Here is a 23,459-nt window from a genome sequence, read left to right on the forward strand (position 1 = left end):
ACGTCCCTTACAGATGCATACGCGGTTGCGTCGCTGCGCCTGCACGCAGCGCCTGCGAGGCGAGTTGGCGTTTGGCCTGATCGATGGCCGAGGCAAGGTTGGAAAGCGACGTCTCGGGATTGCCAATGACGTTCCTGATCACGTCATCCGCCTTGAAGCACTGAACAACGGGCTTTCCGCGTTGCAGCTTCTGATGCACGACGGCGCGCAGCGACGAGCCGAGCAATTGGCGAGCGTAGGACTCGCCACCGCGCTCTGCGAGCGTGAGAAGCATCCTGATTCCTGACTCGGGGGAATCAGCATGGATGGTCGTCAGCACGAGATGCCCCCGAGGCGCGAGGCGTACAAGCTCAGCAGCGGCGTCCTGACCGAGCACCTCGCCGAACATGAACATGCTCCGCGTGGCAGCAGGGAATTTCCGCATAGCGGTCTCGACTTCGTACTTGTAGCCCATCGCAGTCGCGTCCACCTGTTCGAAGTAGCCCTCGCCGTGAAAGCCTTCGAATTCGACCTCGACAGGCGACTCGACGCCAAGCGCATAACCACCATAGGTTTCGAGTCGCGCCTTCACAGCCGATCGGATCGTCGTGGACTTGCCCGCGCCGGTTTCACCGCACACGAGGATCAACCCGCCCGAACGGAATTCCGGGTCAAGCAGCAATTCTTCAGCCGCCCGACCAAGGCCCAATTCCTTGACCTTCTCCACTTCCTTGCGACTGCGCCGCAAGGCGTAGCGATCTGCACGCATGCGTTGACCGCGATAGCGCAAATTGCCGATATCGAGCGCGAAGGCGTCCTGGTCGCCATTGTCGCGATGCTCCTTGAGCCACGTCGCCATATGAAAGAGCACCGGCAGCATGCTCTGCGGCACCTTCGACGGCTTCGCCTCTGCCAGCCGCTCGCCGTCTTCGTTCACCTCGCGAAACACCACAGAGGTCTCCGGCTTCGCAATGTCCACGTGCCAGTCGGAGTACGTTGCAGCCTCCAGCAGAAGCATGTCGTCAAGTTCGGTCGGTTGCATGGCGACGGCTCCGCTTATTTGCTGAAAACGTAGGTGATGGAGTTCTGGCCACTCGTGCAAGACGTGCCGGTCAGCCCCGGATCGCTCGGCTGTCCGTCCTGCTTCACGAGCGTGCCATTCACTGTCGTCGTGCGCACCGAGTCATCCATGCCTGGTACGATCGACTGACATTCGGAGTCGGGCACGCCCGCCGTCGCGAACGTGATTGCATTGTTAGAGACACCGCCGATCGTGGTCACGCCGAGCGTCACCGCACCGCTCCAGCGGTTCACAAGGTTGGTCGAACCTGTCACCACCCAATCAGCCGGAAAAGCCCCGTTGTTGACCAGAATCGCCTGGGTAGCCCCCGAGAAGTTCGGTCGGTTTCCATAGATCTTCTGGATCTTCGTGATGATCGTCGGCACCTCCTGCAATTCAGCGTTCGCGCGATGATCGGCGATGACGCCGTTGACCAGCTTGACGGTCCCGTAAATCAGCAGCGCGATAATCGCCCCCGCAATCGAGAGTTCGATCAGCGTGTAACCTTTCTGCTTGTGCAGACGCTTGAGTTTCCCGTTCGAATGAGCAGCCATGAAGCCCCCTTGGTGTGTAAATCCGTCGTTGTGTTGCGTATCGATGCAATTATACGCATTCGATCGCACGCGAGTATCATGTTTTGTGAAGGTCATTTCTTTGGCACCTGATGGTGACGAATGGATTCTCGAAGTCCAGAACTCAAGCCCTGCGCCGTGTAGAGCGTGCCGAGCAGCAGGTAGGCCACGACGCCACCGAGAACGAATACCAGCGCAATATTCAGGCTCTTGGCAGACTTCCTGACCTCCTCACGCGCCTCCTCGATCCCCTCGACGCCCATCTTCTTGATGACTTGGTTGAAATCCGAACTGCGGCGACTCTGGTCGATTAGCCGGTTCGACAACTCCTGTCCGAAGATTCCCGTAGCGAACGCCTCGCCATAGCTGAGGTTTTTCGTGAGAAGGCGATTCAGGATCGTGTTGATGTGCCATCGCAACCACGGCTTGCCGCGACGCTTCAGCTTCTCCAGCGAACGCACCAACGTTTCGCCTGACACCATCAACGACGCCAGTGCCACCATAAAAATGGAACCGTGGTAGTCACGGAAAACGCGATAAGGGATGTAGTTGTCCGCTTTCGCACGTCGGCGTCCGCGCCAGTTCGGGATCGACCACTTGAACCACCACAGAAGCGTACCGGCCGCGATGAAAATCGCCAAACCGTAGTGCCGCGCGACATAGGAGACCGCATAAATGGACTTGCCCATCGAATTCCACTTTTCTGGCGGCACGATCGTCACGTACACCGGGATCACGAAGAAGCTCAGCATGCCGATGAAGCCAAGGCAAACGGTCGTCACCAGCGCCGGCACGAGCATGGCTGCGGCCATTTCTGCCGTCATCGCGCGTTGGCTCTTGATCGTCGTCGCAAGGAAGCGCAGCCCTTCATCGAGATCGCCGCGCGCCTCGATCGAAGCAATCACCAGAAGATCGCTGTCGGGCACGATTCCGCTCATCATGTGCGACAGTGAACCGCCCTTCTGGTCGAGCCGCTCGAGGAAGATCTGGTACAGGCGGCCGTATGGGTCTTTCTGTTTGATAGCGCGGGTGAGGCGGATAGAAAGAAACTTCGCGGTCGGTTCCTTATCCTTGATTGCCTCCGCCAGATCGATGTAGAACTTCTCCCGCGTGCTGCGGAAGCGACGAATGGTGAAGGCCAGCTTCACACGATCAAAATGTTCGCGTGCGTCGCGTTTTAGCCGTTTCAGATCGATGCTCATTAAGCAGCCTCAAACATGATTTCGTATTGATCGAACAGTTCGAACGTCTCCACATGGCGCGGGTCGATCAGACCCGTGTACGCCTTGTACAGTGCGTGCTCGAACATGGTTTTCCCACGCATATTGGGCGAGTCGAAACGCTTGTCGCTCTCCGATCTCCAGATGCGCTCGGCCCCGTAATCGTCGTTACCGCGCATCGCCTGAAGGAAGTTGCGAGTCGGCTGATACATCTCGGCAACGACCGTCAAACCCTTCGTGCCACGCCCACCGCACAAGGAGCACCCGCCTTCTTTTTTCGTGCGCATGTTGGACGTGTCGATCTGGAATCGCTCACGGATGAATGCGGTGATGTGCGGAATCGTTTCGTCCGCATACTGGTCACGCGAACAGGAGCAAAGCTTCGGCACGAGCGACTGAGCAACGACAAGAGACCAGAAACGCGGGCGAGTCAGCGTCCCCATCGAAAAGCCGATTTCGCTGCTTGTGAGCCGCACAAAAGCGTCCATTACGCCCGGCGCGTGAGAGGTCGCGAGCACCTGGTGGCCGGATTCCAGAAGCGTCTTTGCACAGGTTCCCGAGTCGATGTCGCGGATCTCGCCCTGCGCGATGATGCAAGGGTCGCTACGCATCAACACGCCCTGCACTTCCCTGAACGGCGTCTTTTCAGACTCGGCCGACAAAGTGCGTTGCAACGAGATCTGTAGCGACGTTCCATCAACAGCTTTCTCGGTCGGATCTTCGACCATGATGATGTTGAGTTTGTCGCGATCGGGAAGCGTCTCAATGTAGTGCGTGAGCGCCGTTGACTTCCCCGAGTTTGTCTCTCCTACGATAAGGATCATCCCTTTACGCGTGCGGGCGACGCGAGCGAACATCTCCGCCTGATCATCTTCGTATCCGAAGTCCTGGAAGCGGTCCGCTTTGAACGTCTTGTCCTTCATCAGGAATCGGATATAGACCGTGAAGCCCTCAAATCCGCGCGACGACTGCCAGCGCAGGTTCATCGCTTTCTCGCCAACACGATAAGGAATCGTGCATGACTGATAATCCTCGCTGGTGAACGAGGAGTGCGAACCGGTGCGATCTGCCATCAACTTGTTGTAGGCGTAGCCGAATGCACCATGCAACTGCTCGCGCGTATAGACACCCTTCGTCGGCCCCTTCATGACTTCCATTTCGCCGTCGATACGGTACTTGACGACGCCATGCTGCCCCTTGACGATGACGTGAAGGTCGGTTGCTCCGTTCTCGATCCCGTATCGAATGAAAGTATCGAATAAGCGACTCTCTTCCGACGAACTCGTTGCGATGTCATCTACAAGCGCCTCATGATGTTCGGTCTTGTAGATGGCAGCTATGAGGTCTCGGTCCGCGAACGCCGATTTCACGACACGGATCTGAGCCTTGCGCAAGCGCTCACGCAGACTGTCCACGTGCATGGACGCCTGCCTGTACGAAGCCGGGTCAATCAGGATGCTGGCCGTCCCGCCTTCGTGCCCGGTGACAACGAGCACAGCCCTCAGCGATTCCGGTACTTCGAAGTCCGCTTTTGCAGCCGTGTAGATGCGGTGAATGGCGGGCAGTTCTGCCACGGACTGCACGCGGGCCCAGTTCGGCAAGGGGGTTGCCTGCGCGCGCGCTCCCGCACGGGCAGGAACGGGCTTCGCCGCCGTGGCCCGCGACACTATGGCTTTTTGTGGATGCGCGCTCTGCGCGCCATCCACAAAAAAGCGGCCGAACCATTTCCCCAGGTACGACGACGTGTCCATATCTGCTGCCCTTGGCGTGCCCACGGGTTTATTGGCCGCTCATGCGCGGGAAGTTCGGTATCGGCATGCCGACCGCCATGCCATTAGGCGGCACGATCCCCCCGGCCATCGTGGTCTGCGAGGTCGATGCCGGCGCTGTAGTCGGCTCGGCCAGATAGATGGTCTTGAGCGCCTTCGTCTTCACGTTCTTGAACGTCACCGACGAAGGCGACACTTTGGCAATCGTCCAACCCTTGATTGAGCGATCCTTCGTGATCGGATACGAAGGACCGTCGCCGATTGAAACGTCAACGGTCGTCGTGCCGTTCACACCGTAAATGGCATTCACGCGCAGATCGTCCACTGGATTGTGGACGACCTTCTTCGCGTCGGCTTCCGCCGATGCAGTGGCGGAAGGCAACTGGCCCGGAGGAGCAGTCTGCGCCTGCGCCTGTTTCGTGCCGCCGTCGTCCTGCAACTTCTTGTCCATCTCGTGTACCAACGCCTGACGTTGCTTGTCCACAAGTACATCGAGCGTGTCTGCAACGGCTCCCTGGGCGAACAGGACCAACGAAAGAACGAGCACGAGTCCGCTAGTCTTTGACATAGTATTTCCCCTGAAACGTGAATTTCGGATCAAGCCCGGTTGTGTTCACATCGATCTCATCAATCGACATGGAATCGGGCAAGCGTGCGATGGTGTCCTTTAGGAGCGCTGCCGGTCCCGCACCCGTTACCGACCCCGCTCTCACAACGTCATGAAGCGCAGCCACACTCCATTTCGGATCAGCGCCAAACACAGTTGGCTGATCGAACGTAAGCGTTACGCCAGCGAGCGCGAGATCCTGCGCCAAGGAACCTTCCCGCAACTTGAACTGCGGAAATGTCGGGAAGGTTGTCCGGTTCAGATACGCGGCCTTCAGAGGCGCGTTTGGCACCGTGTAAGAAGCTGTCTTCCCATCGAGAGACAGGTCATAGTCGTGCGGACCAAGCGCTGCAACCAACGATTCGAAGTTCCCGCCCTGGATGGTCCAGGTGTAGATACATGCCGATAACTGGCAAGAGATTTTCGAGAGAAACCACCCACCCTGAAGCGGATCGATGTGCCAGGTTCCGAGCAGCGCGGGCGCTGCTGCGGTGATGGGCGCACCGGCAGCGGCAAGTTTTTCAGCGATGGTTCGCTGGTACGTGACATTCGGATCTTCCTGCTTGGCCGCAGTCTTGTGCGGCTTCGTCTGGAAGTTAGGCAAAACTAAATAAGCGCCCAACGCCACAAGCGCAATCAGCAAGGCAATTTGCTTGAGATTGACCCCTTTGCTCGCTTTTTTGAGCGTGCCGGCCGCGACGCCACCTTCGCGGACAAGCTCCTCCAGCGTGATCGGGATCGTGCTGCCGTAGACAGCCTCATAGTTTCCGAAGAATGTGAACGTCACCCCGCCGCTGTCGGCTTCGATCTGTCGAATGCGCTCTTCCGCCTCGCCAATATCACCGCAAAAATCACCTGATGGCATCGGCAGTCCGTCCTTGAGGACGGCCATTCGCGCGGTCTGCCCGTCGATCTCGATCCAGATCGCGTTGGGCGTGACTTGCGGGAACGTCGCCAACAGAACGGAGGCGGAAAGCAGCTTGGATTTTGCCGCCTTCGGAAGGTTTTCCGGCATCTCGCTATCAGTCAGGAATCCGTACATGATTCCCTGATCATTCGAGTGCCGAACCTCGAATGCAGCATCCATATCGGAAACGAGTGCCTGCACCTCCTTCTTCTCGGATGACTCTCCGGTCAGCGGCACCCAATCGAGGCCGAATACAACGTGATGGCCGTCAACGGCAACGAGTCGCACAGACATAGCAGCCCGCCTTAGATAGCGCCTTCGGCAACGACAGGCGTCACGAGAATCACGACTGCCTCGCGATCCGTCGAGCCGTTGAACGAGCCGCCGAGACCCACTGGCGCTTTATCGGTCAGCGTCCGCTTGTCATACTGGCCCTGTTCGCGCTCATAGCCCGAGAGCACGAGCGTATCGCCCGGACGCAATGCGACCTTCTGCAAGAAATCGGTGCTCGAAATCGTCGGTGTCTGAATGCTTTCCTGGTTGCTGCCGGTGCCGGAGGTCTGCTTGTCCAGCGAATCGAGCGAGGAAATCCCCATCGAGAACTGGAGCAGAATGCTGTTGCTGTCGAGGATCGTCGGAAGCAGATTGAGCATGAAGCCCGTCGTGACGGTCCCCGGCGTCAGACCAGGCGTGCCGCCGACGTTGCCCGACGCGCCGGCCGGCGCGGGAGTGATCTCGGCCAGATAGCCAGTCTGCTGCGTAATAGCCACCGGCACCGGCTGACGGTTGACGGTCATGGCATTCGCCGTCGTGACGACTTTCACCCGCCCATACTCTTGCAGTGCATTGAACATCGCCTGTGAGCCGGACCACGCGGACGGCGATCCGCTTGTCGGGGTCAGCACCGACGCCCCTAAGCTGCCTGCGGTCGAGGAAACGAGCGATGTCGGCGACGTGAACGAAAGTGCCCAAGGAACCATATTGGTAACCTTGTTGAAGACGACATTCCAGTCGATCCCGTATTGCTGAGCACTGGTCAGCTTGACCGACAACACTTCCACGCGCATCACGATCTGACGCGTCAGCAGCCCGTTTTCGTGATCGATGATCCGCGAAATCTCGTCAACGGCGGCTTTCGTGTCAGTGACGGTGATAGTTCCCGTCGCTTCGGAAATCCAGTAGCGGCCTGGCGGGGTCTTGATCGCCTTGATCTGCCCTTCGATCGAGGTCCAGACGCTATAGGCCGAATCCATCTTGATCTTCGTGTTCGAAGAATAGCCACCGTTGTTCTGCGAGGTGCTGCCCTGCGCCCCGCCCTGCGTGCCGGTCTGAGTCTGTCCGTCGCGGCCGAGCGAAGCGTCGAAGCCGGATGAGCCGGGCAACGCTTTCAGCGACAGGACTTTCGTGACAAACCGGCGGATGGTAACGACACCATCGTGGTAATCCCAAGACAGGCCACCCTTCGCACAGGTCAGCTCCAGAAACCCTTGCAGGGTTCCCACGTAGTTCATGTTGTATTTGGTCTCGTCCGCACGACCACCATACGAGGCAGAGGACAGGCCGGCCGCGAGCGAACCGCCCGCAGCAGGACTCGGCAACGGCGGCAGCGTCGCATTCGGAATCGGCTGCACCGTCGCGGGGGCTGAGGCACCACCGCCAGAAGTCGTAGATGCCGAGCCTCCGCCACCACCCGATTTGTCCATGAACGCCGAGAGCGGCATCAGCGCATCCGGCTGCACACGGACGGGAATGCCCGTCAGCTTCGTCAGTCGCTCAGCTAGCAGTTGGAGATCGCCCGGACCGTCCTTGAACTGAAACTGGAAGTCGTTCCGCTTGAAGATTTCGGGCAGCGTTGCATCCGCCGTCATCGGCACCGCCCGACCGCCCAACCATGCGCCACTGACCCGCTGGACCACGCGCACATTGGATGTCGCGTTCTGGATGGTCGCTATGCGGTTGTAGGCGCCAATCTGGTCTGTAGTCTGCGCGGTTTGATGGTCCACGTCGCGCTGCATGGTGTTGCACGCCGACAGCGCAAGTGCGAGAACGGCCGCCGCGACGGCGCGCTTATTTACTTGTCGCATTCTTTCTTGTCCCCGTAGTGAAGCACACGAACCACGTGATTGGCCTCGTACATGCAGGCGAGTGCCGGATAGTCGCTATAACGAAGCGAACCCATGAACTGATCCACCGCATCCTCGAAGCTACCGGTGAATGACCCCTCCAGTTGCACGGGGTAGTCGTACCCGATCTCCCATGACACCTGCCAGCCCGCGTCTTTCGCCCAACGGATCAGCGTCTGACGCAACGTCACGTCACTCGCTTTCACTTCCCATCGCATCGCAACTGCCAGCGGGATCGCTGGCTTCGCAGCAACGTCATTTGCATTGCTCGCGTTACCACTGGCCGCGACCATCGACACCGTGGATGCGACGCGTCGCAACGTCACAGCACGCTGATTCCAGTCGATCGTGGCCTCGACGTTGCCAAGCGGCATGATGGCGTCGGTCAGGACCGCATCCCATGGCTTGCCACCGTTCCAGGCGACAAGCTGCTGCGTATTCACGTTGCTCAGATCGAGACGGAAATCACGCGGTACGACGACGGGCACCATGTCGCCCAATGCGATATCGGTTCCTTTGCCTCGCGGCACACTCACGCTAGACGGACGCATTCCGATCTGTGTGACCTTTCGCCCCGACGAGGGCGCGGCCGGCGTATCCGGCAGCGGGCTAGACTTGATCTCGGGAGCCGGGCCAGCAGCGGCAAGCTGTAGCTGTTGCTCCTGTGCAGCTTCGTTCACGAAACCTGCATGCGCAGCAGGCACGCAGGCCATACCGATCCCGAACGCCGCAAGGGCGATAACGATCCTGGTCTTGTGCATCTCGCACCCTCTCATTCGTAATATCTCCGGTGATGCCACCAAGCACGCGCATGGACCACGGCCCCACGCAATTTGTGGCGAATTGCGCGAAGGAGCACCGGAAGGGTGTATCCCCGCTTCTCCATAATGAAAAAACCCACAATCGCGAGCACAGCCAACGCGAACGACCACTTGCGCGGATAGAACAACGCGCCAAAGAGGGGGAAGAAAGCGCGCGCATCGATCGGGCCGATGCGCGGAGTCAAGGCGGCGTCTCGCCAGATCGAACGGCGCATCTTCATGCGATCGCCTCGCCTGCGTAGCGCCGATAGGCTTTCTGGTCAATCAGGCCACCATCGAGGAGTGCTCGAAGGCCAGTAGCCATGTCCTGCTTCTTTTCCGCAACGACTTTTCGGAGAAACGCGCCCCATTGCGTATAGGGCATATCGCTCATTTCCCGCTTGATGTCGCGGTCAAAATAGAGGTACTCGCGTACTGCGTGGCGATTGCCGTCAAGTGTCGGCACCAGAATCTGAACCACGATCAATCGCAGCGAACCGAGGATCTTGGAAGCAATCGCGGAATGCTGATCGGCGGGGAACACTTGAATAGCGCGACTGGCTGTCTCCGACACACTTTCCGTATGCATCGTCCCGTAAGCGCCGTGGCCGGTGAGTGCAGCTTCGACCATTGCACTGATTGTTTCCGCATCGCGAGCCTCGCCAATACCGATCAATGTCGGCTTGCATCGCATCGCGTTGCGGATGCCGCGCGCGAAGCTCGGGATATGACGACCGATCTGCATTTGCCGGATCTTCGGTCCCGCGTTCTTGACCTTCGTGAACAAAAATTCAATCGGGTCTTCGTAGAGCAGGATTTTCACGTCGCCGTCCGTCTCCGAAGTGTGGGCATAGAACGACGATTGCAGCGTCGTCTTTCCCGAACCGGTAGGCCCGCACACGAGAACGAGACCGCGAGGTTGAAACAGGTTTTCGCGAATCCCCGCAGGCAGATTTAGCGAGTCTAAGGAGGGCGGCACTTCGGGAATCGTTCGCATCGTGATGGACAGGCCATCTTCCGCATCCCCTACCTGAGCACCGGAAATGTTGACGCGATAGCGGCGCGTGTCGCGCTCGACAACAAACCGGTACGGCCGGTCCGCGTCGTTCCCACCCTTGATGACGCCAATTACCTCGCTCCCAAACGCAATGGAGAGCAACGCCTTGATCTCGCCGTCCTTGATGGTCCGTGTGGTGAGCGGAATCTGACGACCCTTGATTTCGCCCCACACCACGTCGCCCGTCTGGAACAGGATGTCCGACGAGCCAACTTCGTTGCAGTAGGAAAGAAAGGACTGAAGGCTGTCCAGCCCGAAATTAGGCTGAAGGTTGAACGGTTCGGGGCGAATAATCACTTGGCCCCTCCCTTCGTGACCGCCGCATCAGACGCGCCGGGCGCGATGGTCGCCTGCCACTTGTTCGGGTCCGTCACGAAGCCGCCGTGGTCCGTCACCCGATACAGCGTGTCGCCAACATTGATATGGTTTCTGTCGCCGGAAACGATGCTCGGTGCGACCGCAACAGTCGGCTCGGACACCATGCCCTTATTCAGCAATTCGGAATAGCGCAGCATTCCCATATAGTCGCGATCAAGACGCGCGCGGTTTGTCTCAAGAATTTGATCCGCGAGCTTCTGACCCTGCGCGTAGCCAATCGTGATCTGTTCCTTCCAGTAAGCACGTTCGGCCGCCGTCTTCGGCAAGACAGCAGCGAACGGAAGGTCTTGCGATTGCTTGATACGGAGACCGACGAACAGATAGTCCCGCCACGAAGGCGCGATCGTGACGAACCTAGCGGGTGCGACGATCTTGTACATGCGATCGGCGGCACGAATCTGGTCCGCCGTTGCTTCCACCGCGTCGCGCGCTTCACTGATAACGGGAGGCAGCATGCCGTTCTTCATCACGAGAGCGCTGAACCGATACAGGGTGTCGAGCCGCGTCGCACGCGCCTCAAGTTCCGCGACCAGGACTGCGGAGCGGTCTGCCAGGCCCTTGTGACTTCCAAGAGGCAACGCCACTTCGCTCAGCATGTTCGCTCGTGCAGGCGAGATGGCAGCGGCAGCGGGGAGCGAATCCACCGAAAGGTTTGCGAGATCATCCAGCGACATATCCGCGCGCGCTGGTACGGCCGTGAGGCCGCACCACAGTGCTGCGCATGCGTATACGAGGGCCGTCCGCTTAAATCGCACGGTAGTGGATCTCCAGCGCATCGGTCTTCAGCACCACGTCGGCCCGCCCACCTAGTTGCGTACCGATGTTTTGCAGGACATCAATAAAGCTTTCGTTCGTGGCGTCGATGGAGATCGGCACGGGCACAGTGCGCCCAAGGATGGCGAACTTCAGCCCCTTCGCGTCGGCAAGCTTGCGCAGCACTTCGGGCGCGTCGCCCTGCCAATCGACAGTAACAAGGTCACCCTTTACGACCACCGTTCCCGTTTTGGGCGCAACAGACGACAACCCGCCTGCGCGCGAGATATCTCCGAGCAGGCGATCAATCTTCTGAGCGGACTCGTTCAGTTGCGTGTCCAGCATCCGACCTGTCTGGTCAACCGCGACAGGCGGCTGCGACGCACAACCCGCAACCCCGCTGACTGCGATGAATAGTGCTACGCGTGTCAGTTGCATAGATTTGCTCTTATCTGTAGTCCGGCCATCCGGCCGAATAAATTACGTATCAAGCGTAGCATACGTAAAAGTCTCGATCAACGATTTGTTGCGTATCGGTTAATTCATACGCACTTTCAGAGGCCGCCCTTCCCGCCTTCAGAGTTACCTCCGCCCGTCGAACGACGCATAAACGACGCAAAGATGCGTCGTTTCACTACAGCCGACCTCCCGCGCCCTCCATGCAACGACGCATCTTTGCGTCGTTGCTGCGTCGTGAGCCGAACACCCACCACTGAACGACGCAAAATTCTATTGCGTATCGTTGCATTGATACGTAATATTGAGAGCAATGACGCAAACATGCGTCGTTTCCTTTAAACGCACTGAGAGGGCTATGACAATGAGTAAGGAATTGGCAGTTCGTGCCGTCGATGTCGGCTACGGCAACACGAAATTCACGGTTGGCACGCTGGACCAAGGTCTCACCGAGATCTGCGATATGTTTCCGTCGCTCACGCCGACCGCGTTGCAGAACAACTTCTCGCACGCGATCGGTCAGGAACGCAACACAGTGAAGATCTCGCTCGGCGGCGAAACCTATGAAGTGGGCAAGGAAGTGCGCCTGGCACTCGGTGGCGGCAGTCATGACCGCGTGCTCGATGAGAACTTCTGCCTGTCGAACCGCTATCTGGCGTTGGTCCGGGCCTCATTGGCCTACATGAAGGTTGACGAGATCGCGTGCCTCGTTCTCGGTCTGCCCCTGACGACCTATGAAGCGAAGCGCCGACAACTCGAAGAGTTCGTTTGCGGCGAGCACACGTTCGGAGAGAAAACCGTGACGATTCAAAAGGTTACGGTTGTTCCTCAACCGATGGGCGGCTTCTACGATTACGTCGTCCAGAACGGCATGAGCAACGCTTTCGACGAACGAAACCTCATTATCGACCCCGGCTTCTACACGCTGGATTGGGTAACGTCGGAAGGCGATCGCCCCATCGATTCGCGCTCGGCGGCCGTGAACGACGCCGGCGCATCCACGATCCTTGCCTCGGTGCGAGAAGCCATCGAGGCCGACCTTAAATGCGATCCGGGCGACATCATGCGCATCGATGAATCGCTGCGCACTGGCCGCCCGCTGCGGGTCTACGGCAGACCGGTCGATCTCGAAAAGTACCGCCCGCTGATCCGTCAGCAGGCCGATGGAGCGGTCAACAAGCTCATCAGCGGCGCGAAGGGCGTGGTCGATATCGAGAACGTGATTCTCGTGGGAGGAGCGACTCACCTGTACCTTGACGCGGTGAAGGCAAGATTCCCGAATCTGGAGGTGCATCAAGGCACCGATCCCGTGTTCGCCAACGTCCGCGGTTTCCAAATGCTGGGTGAACAATGGCTGAAGTCGAACGCAAGCCGCTGAGGATCAACGGCACGGTGAACGACGTCACCGACAGGGCGCTGTACTACGCTCTGTCGGAAGTCAGCCTGCGCAAGCGGATGGCCAGGCTGCGGCAGCTTGCGGCGCTAGGGCTGATGGTGGAGCAGGGCACGCTGCCTGTTACCACGCAACGTCCGGTGGTCGCCGCATCGCTTCCAGAAGATCCGAATCCCGTGCCCAAAGCCGCCCCTTCGACACCTCCGAAGGTCTCGACCGACGAAACAAATTCGCGCGTGGTAACAACCGAAACGCGCAACACGCCCGAACCCTTGCGCGAAACGAAGCCGTCCACGAGCAAGGTGGATTTGTCGTTGATGAACAAGATGAATCTCAACATCATGAGGTGACGTATCGGTTGTTACCACGCATCGCAGTATGCGTGGTAACAACCGGCTATTAGGTCACTTCACCAGCCTCCGGCACCCGCGACCAATTCACCTCGCCGCTGCGCTTCGCACGCTCCCCACCCGATACGCTTCCGGCATCTTTCCGGTCACACCCACCTCCAGCCGCACTCAATCCAGCACGGTCACCACGGCCCTGGCACGCACCACGTGCTCGACCTCGACTCCATCGCGTCATCCACCTCATGCGCGTCCCAACAACACCGGGTCTCGAACACCGACCGTTTTCGATCCGTTGCAGGTATCATGCGTGAAACAGAACCCTATGTGGCGGTTACACCGCAGCGGAGATGCGTGTGTAACGTGGCTATATGAAATATAGCCGCTACGTGATACCTCACCGTGTAACGAAAACTCGCCACGACAGGACACGGCATAGGCAGGACACCACACGAGCAGAGCCCGAACGGCCCGCACCCGATCGACCGTCACCGGTCTGCAAGCAGGACACCCCCGATCAGGAAGCAAACAAGGGCAGCAAACGGGCAGGGGCGAAATCGAGCGGATGGGATACCCTCGATGCCGACGACCAGTAACGGGACCGCACGAAGAAGGAAGCGAACGAGAATGAAGACCAACCGCGCCCGGTATCAGACCCGGACCGAAGACACCGTGGCCCGCTACCTGAAACGGGCGGACAGCCTGCTAAGCAGGATCGCGGACGAAATGCAGTTGCCCGAGGATGCCTACCCGGCCCCGAGCGATGTAGTTGCCTACATGAAGAGGCACGCGCAAGAGTGGAAGTGGGCTACCTTCCGGCAGTACCAGGCAAGTCTCGTATGCCGCTACCAGATCGAATTCGAACGCAGTGGCGACCAGATATTCGAGACCACCGCAGATGAGATCCGGGGACTTCCTTATTCGGACTGCAAGCCTGAGCGCGAACCGGGTCAAACGTCATCGCGAAAAAGGAAGGGCATCCCGAAGCGTGACTACGATGTGCTCGTAGCCAACCTCTCGAATCCGAAACAAGGCGGGGACTTCGCGAAACGGGCCGCACTCTGGCTGATGGCCGCGCTCGCCACAGGCCTGCGTCCTTGCGAGTGGCAGAAAGCACAACTGTCGGAGGATGAATCGGCGCTCGTCGTCCAGAACGCCAAGGCCACCAACGGTCGTGCGACAGGCGCAAGCCGTACTGTTCCCGTGCGCACCCATGACCTTCCGGTCATTCGCGCGCACCTCGATGCATTGCGCGAGCTACGAGACAAGGGCCTCACATTCAGTCAGGTACACAATCGCTGCGGCGAGGCATTGAACCGCGCCTGCAAGGCAATCTGGGGCAGGGACACCTCGAAGCGGTACGCGCTGTACTCGGCACGACACCAGTTCGCCGCCAATTCGAAAGCCGTGGCCTCGCCGGAGGAAGTCGCCGCGCTTCTCGGTCACCGTTCAACGCGGACTGCACGCCGACACTATGCGCCGCGCCGGTCCGCGTGGCTTCAGTTTAAGCAAAGTGCGAAACCGGTCCCGACACCGAAGCCCAACTGAATGATCACCTCCTAGCAACGGATTGCCGCCGCCCGATATCGCACGTATCATAGATACGATACGTAACGGAGGTATCCATGAGCGTTGAAACTAAGCCGGCCTCTCAGCCGACTCCCGAACAGGCGAAAGTGATCGGCACGACGGCACGACGCGTCGGCGTAAACGCTTATGCGGGGACCGGCAAGACCACGACCGCCGTAAAGTTCGCTGAAGCTCGTCCGCAAGAGAACTTCCTGTACATGGCATACAACGCCAGCATCGCCAAGGAAGCGAAGACGAAATTCCCTGCGTGGGTCGAATGCCGCACCATGCATTCACTGGCTTACGGCGCGATCGTGCCCCGGCTCTTTGCCGATCTCGGCAAAGCGGGGTGGGGCGCTAAGCTTGGCGACATGCGTCCGATGGCTATCGCGAAAGCGATGCAGGTGAATCCGCGCATGGCGCGGCTCATCAAGTCCACGCTCGAATCATGGTTCTGCTCGGCCGACAAGACCGTCACCGACGAGAGCATTCCCAAGGATCTGAAGGTGCCAGGCGGCCAGCGCGCGATCATCGTGCAGGGTGCAAAAGACCTGTTCGCGAAAATGTGCGACCCGAAGTGTGCGGATGTCACTCTTCCGCATGACGGCTACCTCAAGCTCTGGCAGCTCACCAGTCCCGACCTGTCGCGCAAGTACACATCGATCATCTGCGACGAAGCACAGGACTTGAATCCGACCGTGCTGGATATCCTCAAAAACCAGAAAACTGGTCTGCTCGTCATCGGCGATGAAAACCAAGCCATCTACCAGTTCCGTGGTGCCACGAACGCGATGCGGCAGATCCAGGTGGACGAGCGGCACTTTCTGACGACCAGCTTCCGTTTCGGCTCGGGCGTCGCGGCGGTCGCGACTGCGCTCCTGGGCACTTTCCGCAAGATCCCACGCCCGATCACCGGCTTGGGCAAGCATCGAACGACGCAGTTCGAGATCGACCGCTCGCAAACTTACTGCACGATCTCGCGCACAAACGCAGCCCTGTTCGACGCGGCCGTTTCCGGTCTGGAGTCAGGTAAGCCTTACCACTTCATTGGGGGCACCGAAAAGTATCGGTTCGACATGATGATGGATGCGTACTACTTGACGACGGGTGAACACCACCTCATCAAGGACGCAGCAATAAAGCAGTTCACGACTTTGGCAGATCTGAAGTCGGCCGCCGAGGACACCGACGATCGCGAACTGAAGTTTCTCGCGAAAATCGCAGAAACCTACGGTGAACGCATACCGGAACTGATCGAGGAACTCAAGAGCCGCCACGATGCCGCCGCGACCCCGAAAACGCTGAAGGGCGGGATCGTGTTCACCACGGCACATAGCTCGAAGGGGCTGGAATTCGATCAAGTCGTGCTGACCGAGGACTTCTTCGAGTTAACTGATGATAAAGAAATCCTGCTGCCTGCCGATAAGATACCTGAAGAGGAACTGAATCTGCTGTACGTTGCTGCCACTCGCGCTGAGCGCGCGCTTCAACTCAACGAAAGCATCCGCAGTTTGCTTCGCGCGGTGCAGCGCATGTCCGACGCCAACAAAAACGCAGCGTCCGCTACTTCCCACGGCGAGCAGAACGAAGCCGGCGCGGGAAGGCTGACCTCGTTCGCCTCACGCCAATGACGCAACGATGCGTCGTCTACGACGCATCCGCTCAGCGGCGCTGTCCTGTGTCGATCTGAACGCCGCACGTCGCCACAAAACTCCGCCCCTCGCCATGCGTTACGCATAAAACCAATGCGTGACGCGATTGGCGCTTGGCGTAACAAAATGCAACTCTGCTTGACCTTACCTAAAATTGCTTGACAAGCAAAAACGCGGCGAGAATAATTTGCGTACCGTTATAACGATATAGAATACACACACAGTCCACATGGCCACCGACTCGAAGCCTCTTACACTGCTGAAGGCGTATCGGATCGTCAACAACCTCGACACGAATAAGATCTGCACGAAGGCAGATATCTCGCGTCCGTATTTGACCAGGCTGGAGCAAGGCGCGATTCCGAGTCCCGAAATCGCGGAACGTCTGGTGAAGGTGTTGAAGGATCAAGATTGCGCGCGCGCCACTTTGCCGTCTGCTCAGTCCACCAAGATCGAGATGCTGGAATGCGCTCGTCAACTCATAACGTCCATTGCGGCGAGGCATCCCGAGTTCGAGCGTGATGGCATCCGGGAAATACATTTGCTGTATCCGGCGCGCTTCCAGGTAGGGGTGCTCTAATGGCAACGCCCGCTCAAAAACCGCGCGCGCCTGCGCCAGGCTGGATGGGCGTCCATCCTGCTGTGCGGCTACTCGCTGAGACCTTTCTCTACAAGTTCAGTTGGCCGAAGCTGCTCGGCAGCAACATGATCCTGGCGATCGCGTTGCTCCTCTCGATCGGCTTGAACGCGGTCCTCATCAACCGTGACGTGCCGCCCGTCTACTTTGCGGTTACGCCGGATGGCCGCCTCATTCGGCTCGTCCCGCTGAATGAACCGCTCGTCTCGCAGGAAAAGGTGGTGCAGTTTGCGCAAGACTGCATCTCGCGATCGTTCACGCTGACCTTCGTGGACAAGGATCTCAAGGAGCACCTGAACTCTCTCCACGGCACGAAAGGGTGCTACACGGACCAGGGGTATCAGGCACTGATGGCAGATCCTGGGTTCTCCGACCTGATCGCGAAAATTCGTGAGCGGCGTCAAATCTCCTCTGTTGTCGCGACGGGTGCAGGCGTCGTGACGGCGACCTCGAAACGTGGCGACCCGATTTACAAGTGGACTGTGCAGCAGCCCATTTCGATCACGTTGGTCAGCCAGACGGAGAAGCGATCGTATTCGTTCATCATCGAGACCAATATTGAAAGAGTCCCGACTGTCGATAGCCCGGATGGCATCTCAACGAGTGCAACCCGATTCCTCGGCAACGGCGCAAACAACTAGGTGACGGCATGACTGACGGCTTCAAACCCCTACCCACAGCAATCGACATTGCTCAGGAATCGCAGGAAAAGGAAGGCACTCACCCGCTGGCAAGCGTCGAGGGCACCGAGTGGCACCAGGTCTTCGAACTGCTCGACCCTTTCATCGCCACGCGCGATGAACTCGAGGAACTTTGGCGCACGGCACCGAACCGCCGCGCGGCTGACTGGCTCGTGGGCATTATGGATACGCGGAAGATGTACGCGGTGGTGACCGGCAATCCGTTCTGAGGCGATATCAATGACGAGCGCACTCACGAAGTCCATGTGCTTGCTCGCGCTTGTCGGCGCAGCGCAACTTGCAAGCGCACAAATGACGCAGGCGAATGGGGCAGGCGCAGCAGGCCAGTCCCCGTATGGGTCAGGCGCAGCAGGCCAGAATCCCAACAATTCAGGCGCAGCAGGGCAGTCTCCGGCAGGCCAGTCTTCGTATGCGGCAGGCGCAGCAGGTGCGACGCCCAACGCTGCCGGAACGGTTTATTCGGACCCCAACGCACCGAGACCGCTCCCGCCGTTGGTCGATCAAGCGACCGTCAACTACGACACGGCCGTCAACACGATGTCGCCTCTGACTGGCGACCAGATCAAGGCACTGCGAAAGCGTATCGACCAGGCGAAGCGCGCGGCGGCCACGAGCGCGAGAACGCCTTCGAAGCCCGTCTCGTCTTCGATTACGGTGGATCTCTCGCCGGGCGCACCGCCGCCGATCGTGCGCGTGAGCAACCTCGGCGCGACAGTAAATTTCATCGACAGTACTGGCGCACCATGGGACATCGTTGAAGTGAACAACATGGCTAAGGGCCGCTTCGAGGTGTTGAAGCCTGTTCCATCGATTCCCTCCATCACAATCACGGCTGATGGCGACTATGTTGAGGGCGACGTTGCTGTTTTCCTCAAGGATCTGCCGTTTCCTGTGGTCGTAAAGATGATTGCCGGCCAGAAGGAGACCGACTACCGTCTTGATGTGCGCATTCCTCGCCGAGGCCCGAATGCGATCGCGCCCGTTCACGGAACGGCTGCGATTGATCTGCCGAGGGACTACATGCAGTCGCTTCTGGATGGAGTAGACACGCCAGGCGCGAAACCCATCCGCATCGAAAACGCTTCTTCGGACATGAAGGCGTGGGCGATTGGCGATCGCATCGTGCTGCGCACCAGTCTTTCTCTGAATAATCCCGCCTACTATGGAATCCTGACAGCCGCTGACGGTACGCACGTCTACGAGATCCCGCAAACGCCTGTCGTTACCGTCAGCGCCAACGGCGCAACCCGCAATATCATTCTTGATCTGGAGTAACGATGGCCGGTAATGGTTCTCGCAAGCTGCACCCCGGCTTCCTGCGCAACGCAAAGGTCATTGGTGGAATCGTCGTCTTGGCCGTCGTTTGCACGGGGGTCGCCATCGTCGCCATGAAACACCGCAAGGATCAGGCGGCGCAATTTGACATTCCTACGGTAGATTCGCAGGGCGGTACGCCCTCGCAGGAATCACCTCACTACACACAGGCGCTTAATCGTCAGAATCAGGAAGGGTTAGCAAAGGCACAAAAGACGGATAGCACGTTCGTGCCCGCGCTCTCCGATAACAATCAACTGGAGCAACAGCTTCAGCAGCGCAACAACAACACACCTCCTGAACGAATCGACTACCAGCATCCGGGCGGATCACCGCAGTCGCCCCAAACACAGGCACAGCAACTACCTCCGTTGCCTGCACCGTCGCCGGGCGTGAGTCAGCAAATCCAGATTCTGGCGAATCAATGGGACAACCCCCCACAATCGCAAGAAGTGCTCGGTTTGCAGAAGCAAGCCGAGCAGGCTACTGCGGCAACGCAACGTGACGCGGCGAGCGCGTCCTCGGCAGTTGCGCAGACGAAGACGCCGGTCATAAAGGACAGCGATAAGTATTACGCCCACCTCGAAAACGGCATCGACACTGGCGCACCCTCGGACGTTCTGGCAATCCTCGACCAAGGGCCTTGCAAGGGTTCCGAACTGCGCGGCACGGGCAAGCTGACGAATGAAAGTGTCAGCGCCTCGTTCACAACGATGACGTGCCAGGGCAAGACCGTGGCAGTCAACGCGGTTGCTCTCAATGACCAGACGCTCAGCAATGCACTTCCTGCCGATATCGACCATCACATACCGGAGCGCGTGCTGATTCCGGGCGTTCTTGGCGCGCTCGGCGCAGCAGGGAGTGTGTACAGCAACGCCGGAGCAACAGTGACGCAGAATGCAATCGGCGGTGTGACGCAGGTCAATAACCCGAACCCCACTGGGAAACAACTCATTGGCGCTGGCGTTTCGGGCGGGATTCAAGGGATACAGGGTGTCATCCAACAGGAAGTCGCCGCCATTCCGGCGATTACCGGACGTGTTGAAATGAACACGCCGATCCTGATCCTATTCAAGCAGGACGTGATCATCCAATAGTCGTCATTTCCATGTTCAACAATTTACGTATAATTACTTTGATACGTATTTCACCACGAGCAACCATATGAGCGAACACGATCATTTCTCGGCCAACTTGGATGAGCAGGTGGTCGATGAGCATCCCCACGTCTCGGAGCATGCCGCAGACGCCGCCGACATCAACACCTTCGATACCGAGCCGAAGAAGAAGCGCTCGATTCCGACGCCCGTTTTGATGGCGGGCGGCGCAGTGCTCGTGATCGCGGTTATGTTCGGCTACAAGCATTTTTTCAAAGCGAAACCGAACACGCAGTTCACCAATGCGCCTGTTACCACTCTGCCAGCCGATACCGGTGGCATGATCCCGTCGTCGCCCAACACTCCATCGGCGTCGCCTACTTCGCCACTGCCGCAGCAAGGCACGATGCCGGATGCCGCTCAAGGCAGCGTTACTCCGTTGCCCTCGCAAGCGAATACTGGCATGCCGACCGGCCCCGTTCCGACCGTCGCGCCCAATTCCATGACTACCGGCACGCCGGCCGCGCAGTCCAGTGGACTACCGCTCGACATGGGTGCGTCTTCGCCAGCCACGAACGTGAACACTGCGGTCCCCGCACCGGCGTCATCGCCAGTCGCCACAGCAGCGCCTGCGTCCGGGGTAGCAGGCGGAATTCTGAATGAAGCGAGTTCCGTCACGACAGCCGCACCCGCACCCGCAGCCGCAGCCGCGCCAGCGCCGGATGCAAAGGATGCCGAGATCCGCAAGCTCAAGCGCGAACTGAAGGATGCGCGCACTGCCTTGGCACATCGTGGCTCACGCAGTACGACGGGCAAGGCGGCCGTGACCGTCGCTGAAGCCGATTCTGGCGCATCCGACAATGCGGACGCCGCCACCGATACGCCTCAGAAGAAGGCTCCCACGCGCGCGCGTCATACCGGCAAGCACAAACACGGGGGCATCGAAGTCCAGCTTGGCTACCACATCAAGCAGGTGATTCCTGGTCAGGGCTGGATCGTTGACGAGGAAAGCGGCAAGCAAACTGTTGTGGCCGTGGGCGACAAGATCGGCGCGGCCGAGGTCACCCGGATCGATGCGGACAACTACAAGATTTACACGACTGCCGGAGTCATTCAGTAATGGATCTGACAACGATCGTCGTCAACATTGCCCAGGACATCGTAGCGTTCCAGGCGCTCGTGCAGACGGTCGCGGTCGGTATCGGCATTTTTTATTGCAGCAAGGCCATATCGGACGCGATGCGCAAGTCGGCATCGCCCGGTGCCGACATATCAGGCCAAAGCATTTTCGCGGCGTTCTTTATCGGCGCGCTGATCGTTCACTTCTCAGGCGCAATGAACAGCACGCTTGAATCGATGGGCGAGAGTGACGCGACCTATGGACTGGTCTCCTATTCGGGAGCGTCGGCCGCTGGAGCGTTCGCGCCTGCTGTCAATGCCGTGCTGACAATCATCTCTACCTTCGGCTGGTGGTATGGACTGAAGGGATGGACGATGTTGCGAAGGGCCTCAAACGGGGGCGGAGGAGGAGGGTACGAAGACTACGCATGGAAAGGTTTTATTCACATCCTTGGCGGTGCGGCTCTCGTGAACATCACCGCCACGCTGGATGCTTTCAAGGCAACGATCGGCTTAACCTCTTAACCGCAATGGAGCAACACCAATGAAACGACTACTCGCGCGTCTTCACCTCTTCGCACTGACGCATCCCAACATCTTTCTGGCCGGCGTTCTCGTGTCCGTCTTCATGGGCCGCCTGGCGTTCACGAATCTGCCGCTCGCTATTTCTATCACCGCGATCGCGATCGCACTCACGTGGCACTACCTCTTGCCTCAGCGTCTCCGGCTCTCGAACGCGCGGCTCGCGTTCACGGCGCTCGCCTCGCTCATCGGAACGAGCCTGCTGTTCGCGGCACCCGCCGAAGCGATCTCGATCGGCGGTATCGCGACTGCGCTGAAGAACGATATGGGTTCGGTCTACGACGCGATTGTGTACGGCTGCTATGGGGTCGGCATCACGAGCACCGCCGTAGGCGTCAACAACGGCATTAAGAAGTCGAAGGGCGACCAACAGGTGACGAATGGCTCGATTTTTGGCTACGGCCTCGGCGGGCCAGCCCTCGGCATGATCGGCTACATCATGGATTCCGCCGCTGAATCCATGGGCGGCGGCGCAAGCAGCATGAACAAGCTGCCGGGCGGCTTGCAATAATCCACACCGTCCCACGAGACCCAAGCCATGAACACGCCAATCGACTCGCGCAAGTACGCCACGCTTGACGAGGATGCGGTACGCAATGCAGGGATCTCGTGGGACGAAGCAACGCAAGGCATGACGGCTCCAGATCCCAATCTCGGAGCGAACTTCGTTACCCGTCGCTACAAGGACATCGTGTTTTCCGTCAAACGGAAGATCTGGCGGCAGGACGACGAAGGCATGGAATCGGCCAATGCCGAGTACAAGAAGAAGCGCCCGGCAGTTCTAGTGAAGGGCGGCAACAAGTGTGTCTTCTGCGGCTTTCGCTCGAAGCATACGGAAGTCCACCACTGTAACGACAACCACGCCGACAACCGCGACGAAAACCTCGAAATCGCCGATCCGCTTTGCCACGGCACACAACACATCGGCCAGGTGGGAAGCCAGCGACAAGGCATCTTCATCAACCTCGAAGGCATCCCGCAAGCTGAGGTCAACCATCTTCAGCGCACGATCGCCGTGGTACTGGAGATGGGAAGCGAGCAGGAGAAGTCCGACGCGCGCGCTCTCTTGCAGCACCTCGCCAGTCGCGGCGAACTGATCGCTTCGGAATGGGGCAGTGCGAACCCTTCGGACTTCGCCAACGCGCTGTTGCGGCTTCATGACGAGGATCTCGATAAGCGTGTGAGTGCCTTCGCTGGAATGGCACTGCTGTACCGACCTGTCCGCTTTATGGAGTACATCGGTCAGTGGATCGAAGAGAGCTACAAGTCACTTCCTCTAAAGATGTGGGGTCAAATTTATGAGCGCGCACGAGCAGCAAGGTAGTGCTCTCGCGACCTCGGACCCAAAAGACACTGCTGTCGCCTGC

General features: G+C 59.0%; 25 protein-coding genes. 13 read left to right on the forward strand and 12 right to left on the reverse strand.

Annotation, left to right across the window (positions count from 1 at the left end; translation table 11 throughout):
- Positions 1–7: 7 nt before the first annotated feature.
- The 12 genes from BVER_RS01065 to BVER_RS01120 all read right to left on the reverse strand — a co-directional run bounded on the left by BVER_RS01065 (position 8) and on the right by BVER_RS01120 (position 11,663).
- Positions 8–1,021 carry an ATPase, T2SS/T4P/T4SS family gene (locus BVER_RS01065; protein WP_050451647.1) on the reverse strand — a complete coding sequence of 338 codons (1,014 nt, stop codon included), beginning with the start codon at positions 1,019–1,021 and terminating at the stop codon, positions 8–10.
- 14 nt (positions 1,022–1,035) lie between these two features.
- Complete coding sequence (locus BVER_RS01070) at positions 1,036–1,593, reverse strand: type 4 pilus major pilin (RefSeq protein ID WP_050451648.1); 558 nt, start codon at positions 1,591–1,593, stop codon at positions 1,036–1,038.
- A 92-nt stretch (positions 1,594–1,685) separates the two neighbouring features.
- Entirely contained in the window at positions 1,686–2,813 is a 1,128-nt protein-coding gene (locus BVER_RS01075) for a type II secretion system F family protein (protein ID WP_050451650.1), read from the reverse strand.
- Positions 2,813–4,582 (reverse strand): ATPase, T2SS/T4P/T4SS family, encoded by a 1,770-nt coding sequence (locus tag BVER_RS01080; RefSeq protein WP_050451652.1) that lies wholly within the window; start codon positions 4,580–4,582, stop codon positions 2,813–2,815. The genes BVER_RS01075 and BVER_RS01080 overlap by 1 nt, the downstream gene beginning before the upstream one ends.
- A 28-nt stretch (positions 4,583–4,610) precedes the next feature.
- A complete protein-coding gene (locus tag BVER_RS01085) occupies positions 4,611–5,168 on the reverse strand; it encodes a hypothetical protein (RefSeq protein WP_157055874.1) in 558 nt (185 codons plus the stop codon).
- The gene (locus BVER_RS01090; RefSeq protein ID WP_050451655.1) at positions 5,155–6,408 is read right to left on the reverse strand and encodes a type IV pilus inner membrane component PilO; all 1,254 of its coding nucleotides are present in this window, start codon (positions 6,406–6,408) and stop codon (positions 5,155–5,157) included. The genes BVER_RS01085 and BVER_RS01090 overlap by 14 nt, the downstream gene beginning before the upstream one ends.
- 11 nt (positions 6,409–6,419) lie before the next feature.
- The gene (gene pilN / locus BVER_RS01095) at positions 6,420–8,198 is read right to left on the reverse strand and encodes a PilN family type IVB pilus formation outer membrane protein (protein ID WP_050451657.1); all 1,779 of its coding nucleotides are present in this window, start codon (positions 8,196–8,198) and stop codon (positions 6,420–6,422) included.
- Positions 8,186–8,998, reverse strand: coding sequence for a toxin co-regulated pilus biosynthesis Q family protein (locus tag BVER_RS01100; protein ID WP_198155110.1), 813 nt, complete (start codon positions 8,996–8,998; stop codon positions 8,186–8,188). Before BVER_RS01100 ends, pilN begins: the two co-directional genes overlap by 13 nt.
- A gap of 11 nt (positions 8,999–9,009) precedes the next feature.
- Entirely contained in the window at positions 9,010–9,279 is a 270-nt protein-coding gene (icmT, locus tag BVER_RS01105) for an IcmT/TraK family protein (protein ID WP_157055875.1), read from the reverse strand.
- Positions 9,276–10,391, reverse strand: a complete 1,116-nt coding sequence (locus tag BVER_RS01110; protein ID WP_050451661.1) for an ATPase, T2SS/T4P/T4SS family — start codon at positions 10,389–10,391, stop codon at positions 9,276–9,278. The genes icmT and BVER_RS01110 overlap by 4 nt, the downstream gene beginning before the upstream one ends.
- Complete coding sequence (locus tag BVER_RS01115) at positions 10,388–11,068, reverse strand: type IV secretory system conjugative DNA transfer family protein (RefSeq protein ID WP_050451662.1); 681 nt, start codon at positions 11,066–11,068, stop codon at positions 10,388–10,390. Before BVER_RS01115 ends, BVER_RS01110 begins: the two co-directional genes overlap by 4 nt.
- A 148-nt stretch (positions 11,069–11,216) precedes the next feature.
- Positions 11,217–11,663 carry a DotD/TraH family lipoprotein gene (locus tag BVER_RS01120; RefSeq protein WP_083451993.1) on the reverse strand — a complete coding sequence of 149 codons (447 nt, stop codon included), beginning with the start codon at positions 11,661–11,663 and terminating at the stop codon, positions 11,217–11,219.
- A gap of 382 nt (positions 11,664–12,045) precedes the next feature.
- Between BVER_RS01120 and BVER_RS01125 the strand changes: the two genes are divergently transcribed.
- The 13 genes from BVER_RS01125 (at position 12,046) to BVER_RS01190 (ending at position 23,416) form a co-directional block, all read left to right on the forward strand.
- Positions 12,046–13,059 (forward strand): PRTRC system protein D, encoded by a 1,014-nt coding sequence (locus tag BVER_RS01125; protein WP_198155111.1) that lies wholly within the window; start codon positions 12,046–12,048, stop codon positions 13,057–13,059.
- Positions 13,032–13,424: a hypothetical protein gene (locus BVER_RS01130; RefSeq protein WP_050451665.1), complete on the forward strand. Its 393-nt coding sequence runs from the start codon at positions 13,032–13,034 to the stop codon at positions 13,422–13,424. The genes BVER_RS01125 and BVER_RS01130 overlap by 28 nt, the downstream gene beginning before the upstream one ends.
- A gap of 624 nt (positions 13,425–14,048) precedes the next feature.
- On the forward strand, positions 14,049–14,969 hold the full coding sequence (locus BVER_RS01135; RefSeq protein ID WP_050451666.1) for a site-specific integrase: 921 nt from the start codon (positions 14,049–14,051) through the stop codon (positions 14,967–14,969).
- Positions 14,970–15,046: 77 nt separating this feature from the next.
- Entirely contained in the window at positions 15,047–16,621 is a 1,575-nt protein-coding gene (locus BVER_RS01140; protein WP_083451995.1) for a UvrD-helicase domain-containing protein, read from the forward strand.
- A gap of 250 nt (positions 16,622–16,871) precedes the next feature.
- Positions 16,872–17,222, forward strand: a complete 351-nt coding sequence (locus tag BVER_RS01145; protein WP_050451668.1) for a helix-turn-helix domain-containing protein — start codon at positions 16,872–16,874, stop codon at positions 17,220–17,222.
- The gene (locus BVER_RS01150) at positions 17,222–17,920 is read left to right on the forward strand and encodes a DotI/IcmL family type IV secretion protein (RefSeq protein ID WP_083451996.1); all 699 of its coding nucleotides are present in this window, start codon (positions 17,222–17,224) and stop codon (positions 17,918–17,920) included. Before BVER_RS01145 ends, BVER_RS01150 begins: the two co-directional genes overlap by 1 nt.
- 8 nt (positions 17,921–17,928) lie before the next feature.
- Positions 17,929–18,189, forward strand: a complete 261-nt coding sequence (locus tag BVER_RS01155) for a hypothetical protein (protein ID WP_050451670.1) — start codon at positions 17,929–17,931, stop codon at positions 18,187–18,189.
- A gap of 10 nt (positions 18,190–18,199) precedes the next feature.
- Positions 18,200–19,255 (forward strand): DotH/IcmK family type IV secretion protein, encoded by a 1,056-nt coding sequence (locus tag BVER_RS29735; protein ID WP_083451997.1) that lies wholly within the window; start codon positions 18,200–18,202, stop codon positions 19,253–19,255.
- Positions 19,256–19,257: 2 nt separating this feature from the next.
- A complete protein-coding gene (locus BVER_RS01170) occupies positions 19,258–20,391 on the forward strand; it encodes a DotG/IcmE/VirB10 family type IV secretion system protein (protein ID WP_050451673.1) in 1,134 nt (377 codons plus the stop codon).
- Between the two features lie 67 nt (positions 20,392–20,458).
- Complete coding sequence (locus tag BVER_RS01175) at positions 20,459–21,511, forward strand: hypothetical protein (RefSeq protein WP_050451675.1); 1,053 nt, start codon at positions 20,459–20,461, stop codon at positions 21,509–21,511.
- Entirely contained in the window at positions 21,511–22,035 is a 525-nt protein-coding gene (gene traQ / locus BVER_RS01180; protein WP_050451678.1) for a conjugal transfer protein TraQ, read from the forward strand. The genes BVER_RS01175 and traQ overlap by 1 nt, the downstream gene beginning before the upstream one ends.
- Positions 22,036–22,054: 19 nt before the next feature.
- On the forward strand, positions 22,055–22,603 hold the full coding sequence (locus BVER_RS01185; RefSeq protein ID WP_050451679.1) for a hypothetical protein: 549 nt from the start codon (positions 22,055–22,057) through the stop codon (positions 22,601–22,603).
- A gap of 27 nt (positions 22,604–22,630) precedes the next feature.
- Positions 22,631–23,416, forward strand: coding sequence for an HNH endonuclease signature motif containing protein (locus BVER_RS01190; protein WP_050451680.1), 786 nt, complete (start codon positions 22,631–22,633; stop codon positions 23,414–23,416).
- The last annotated feature ends 43 nt before the right edge of the window (positions 23,417–23,459 follow it).

It is taken from the genome of Candidatus Burkholderia verschuerenii, assembly GCF_001189365.1.
Lineage (GTDB): Bacteria > Pseudomonadota > Gammaproteobacteria > Burkholderiales > Burkholderiaceae > Caballeronia > Caballeronia verschuerenii.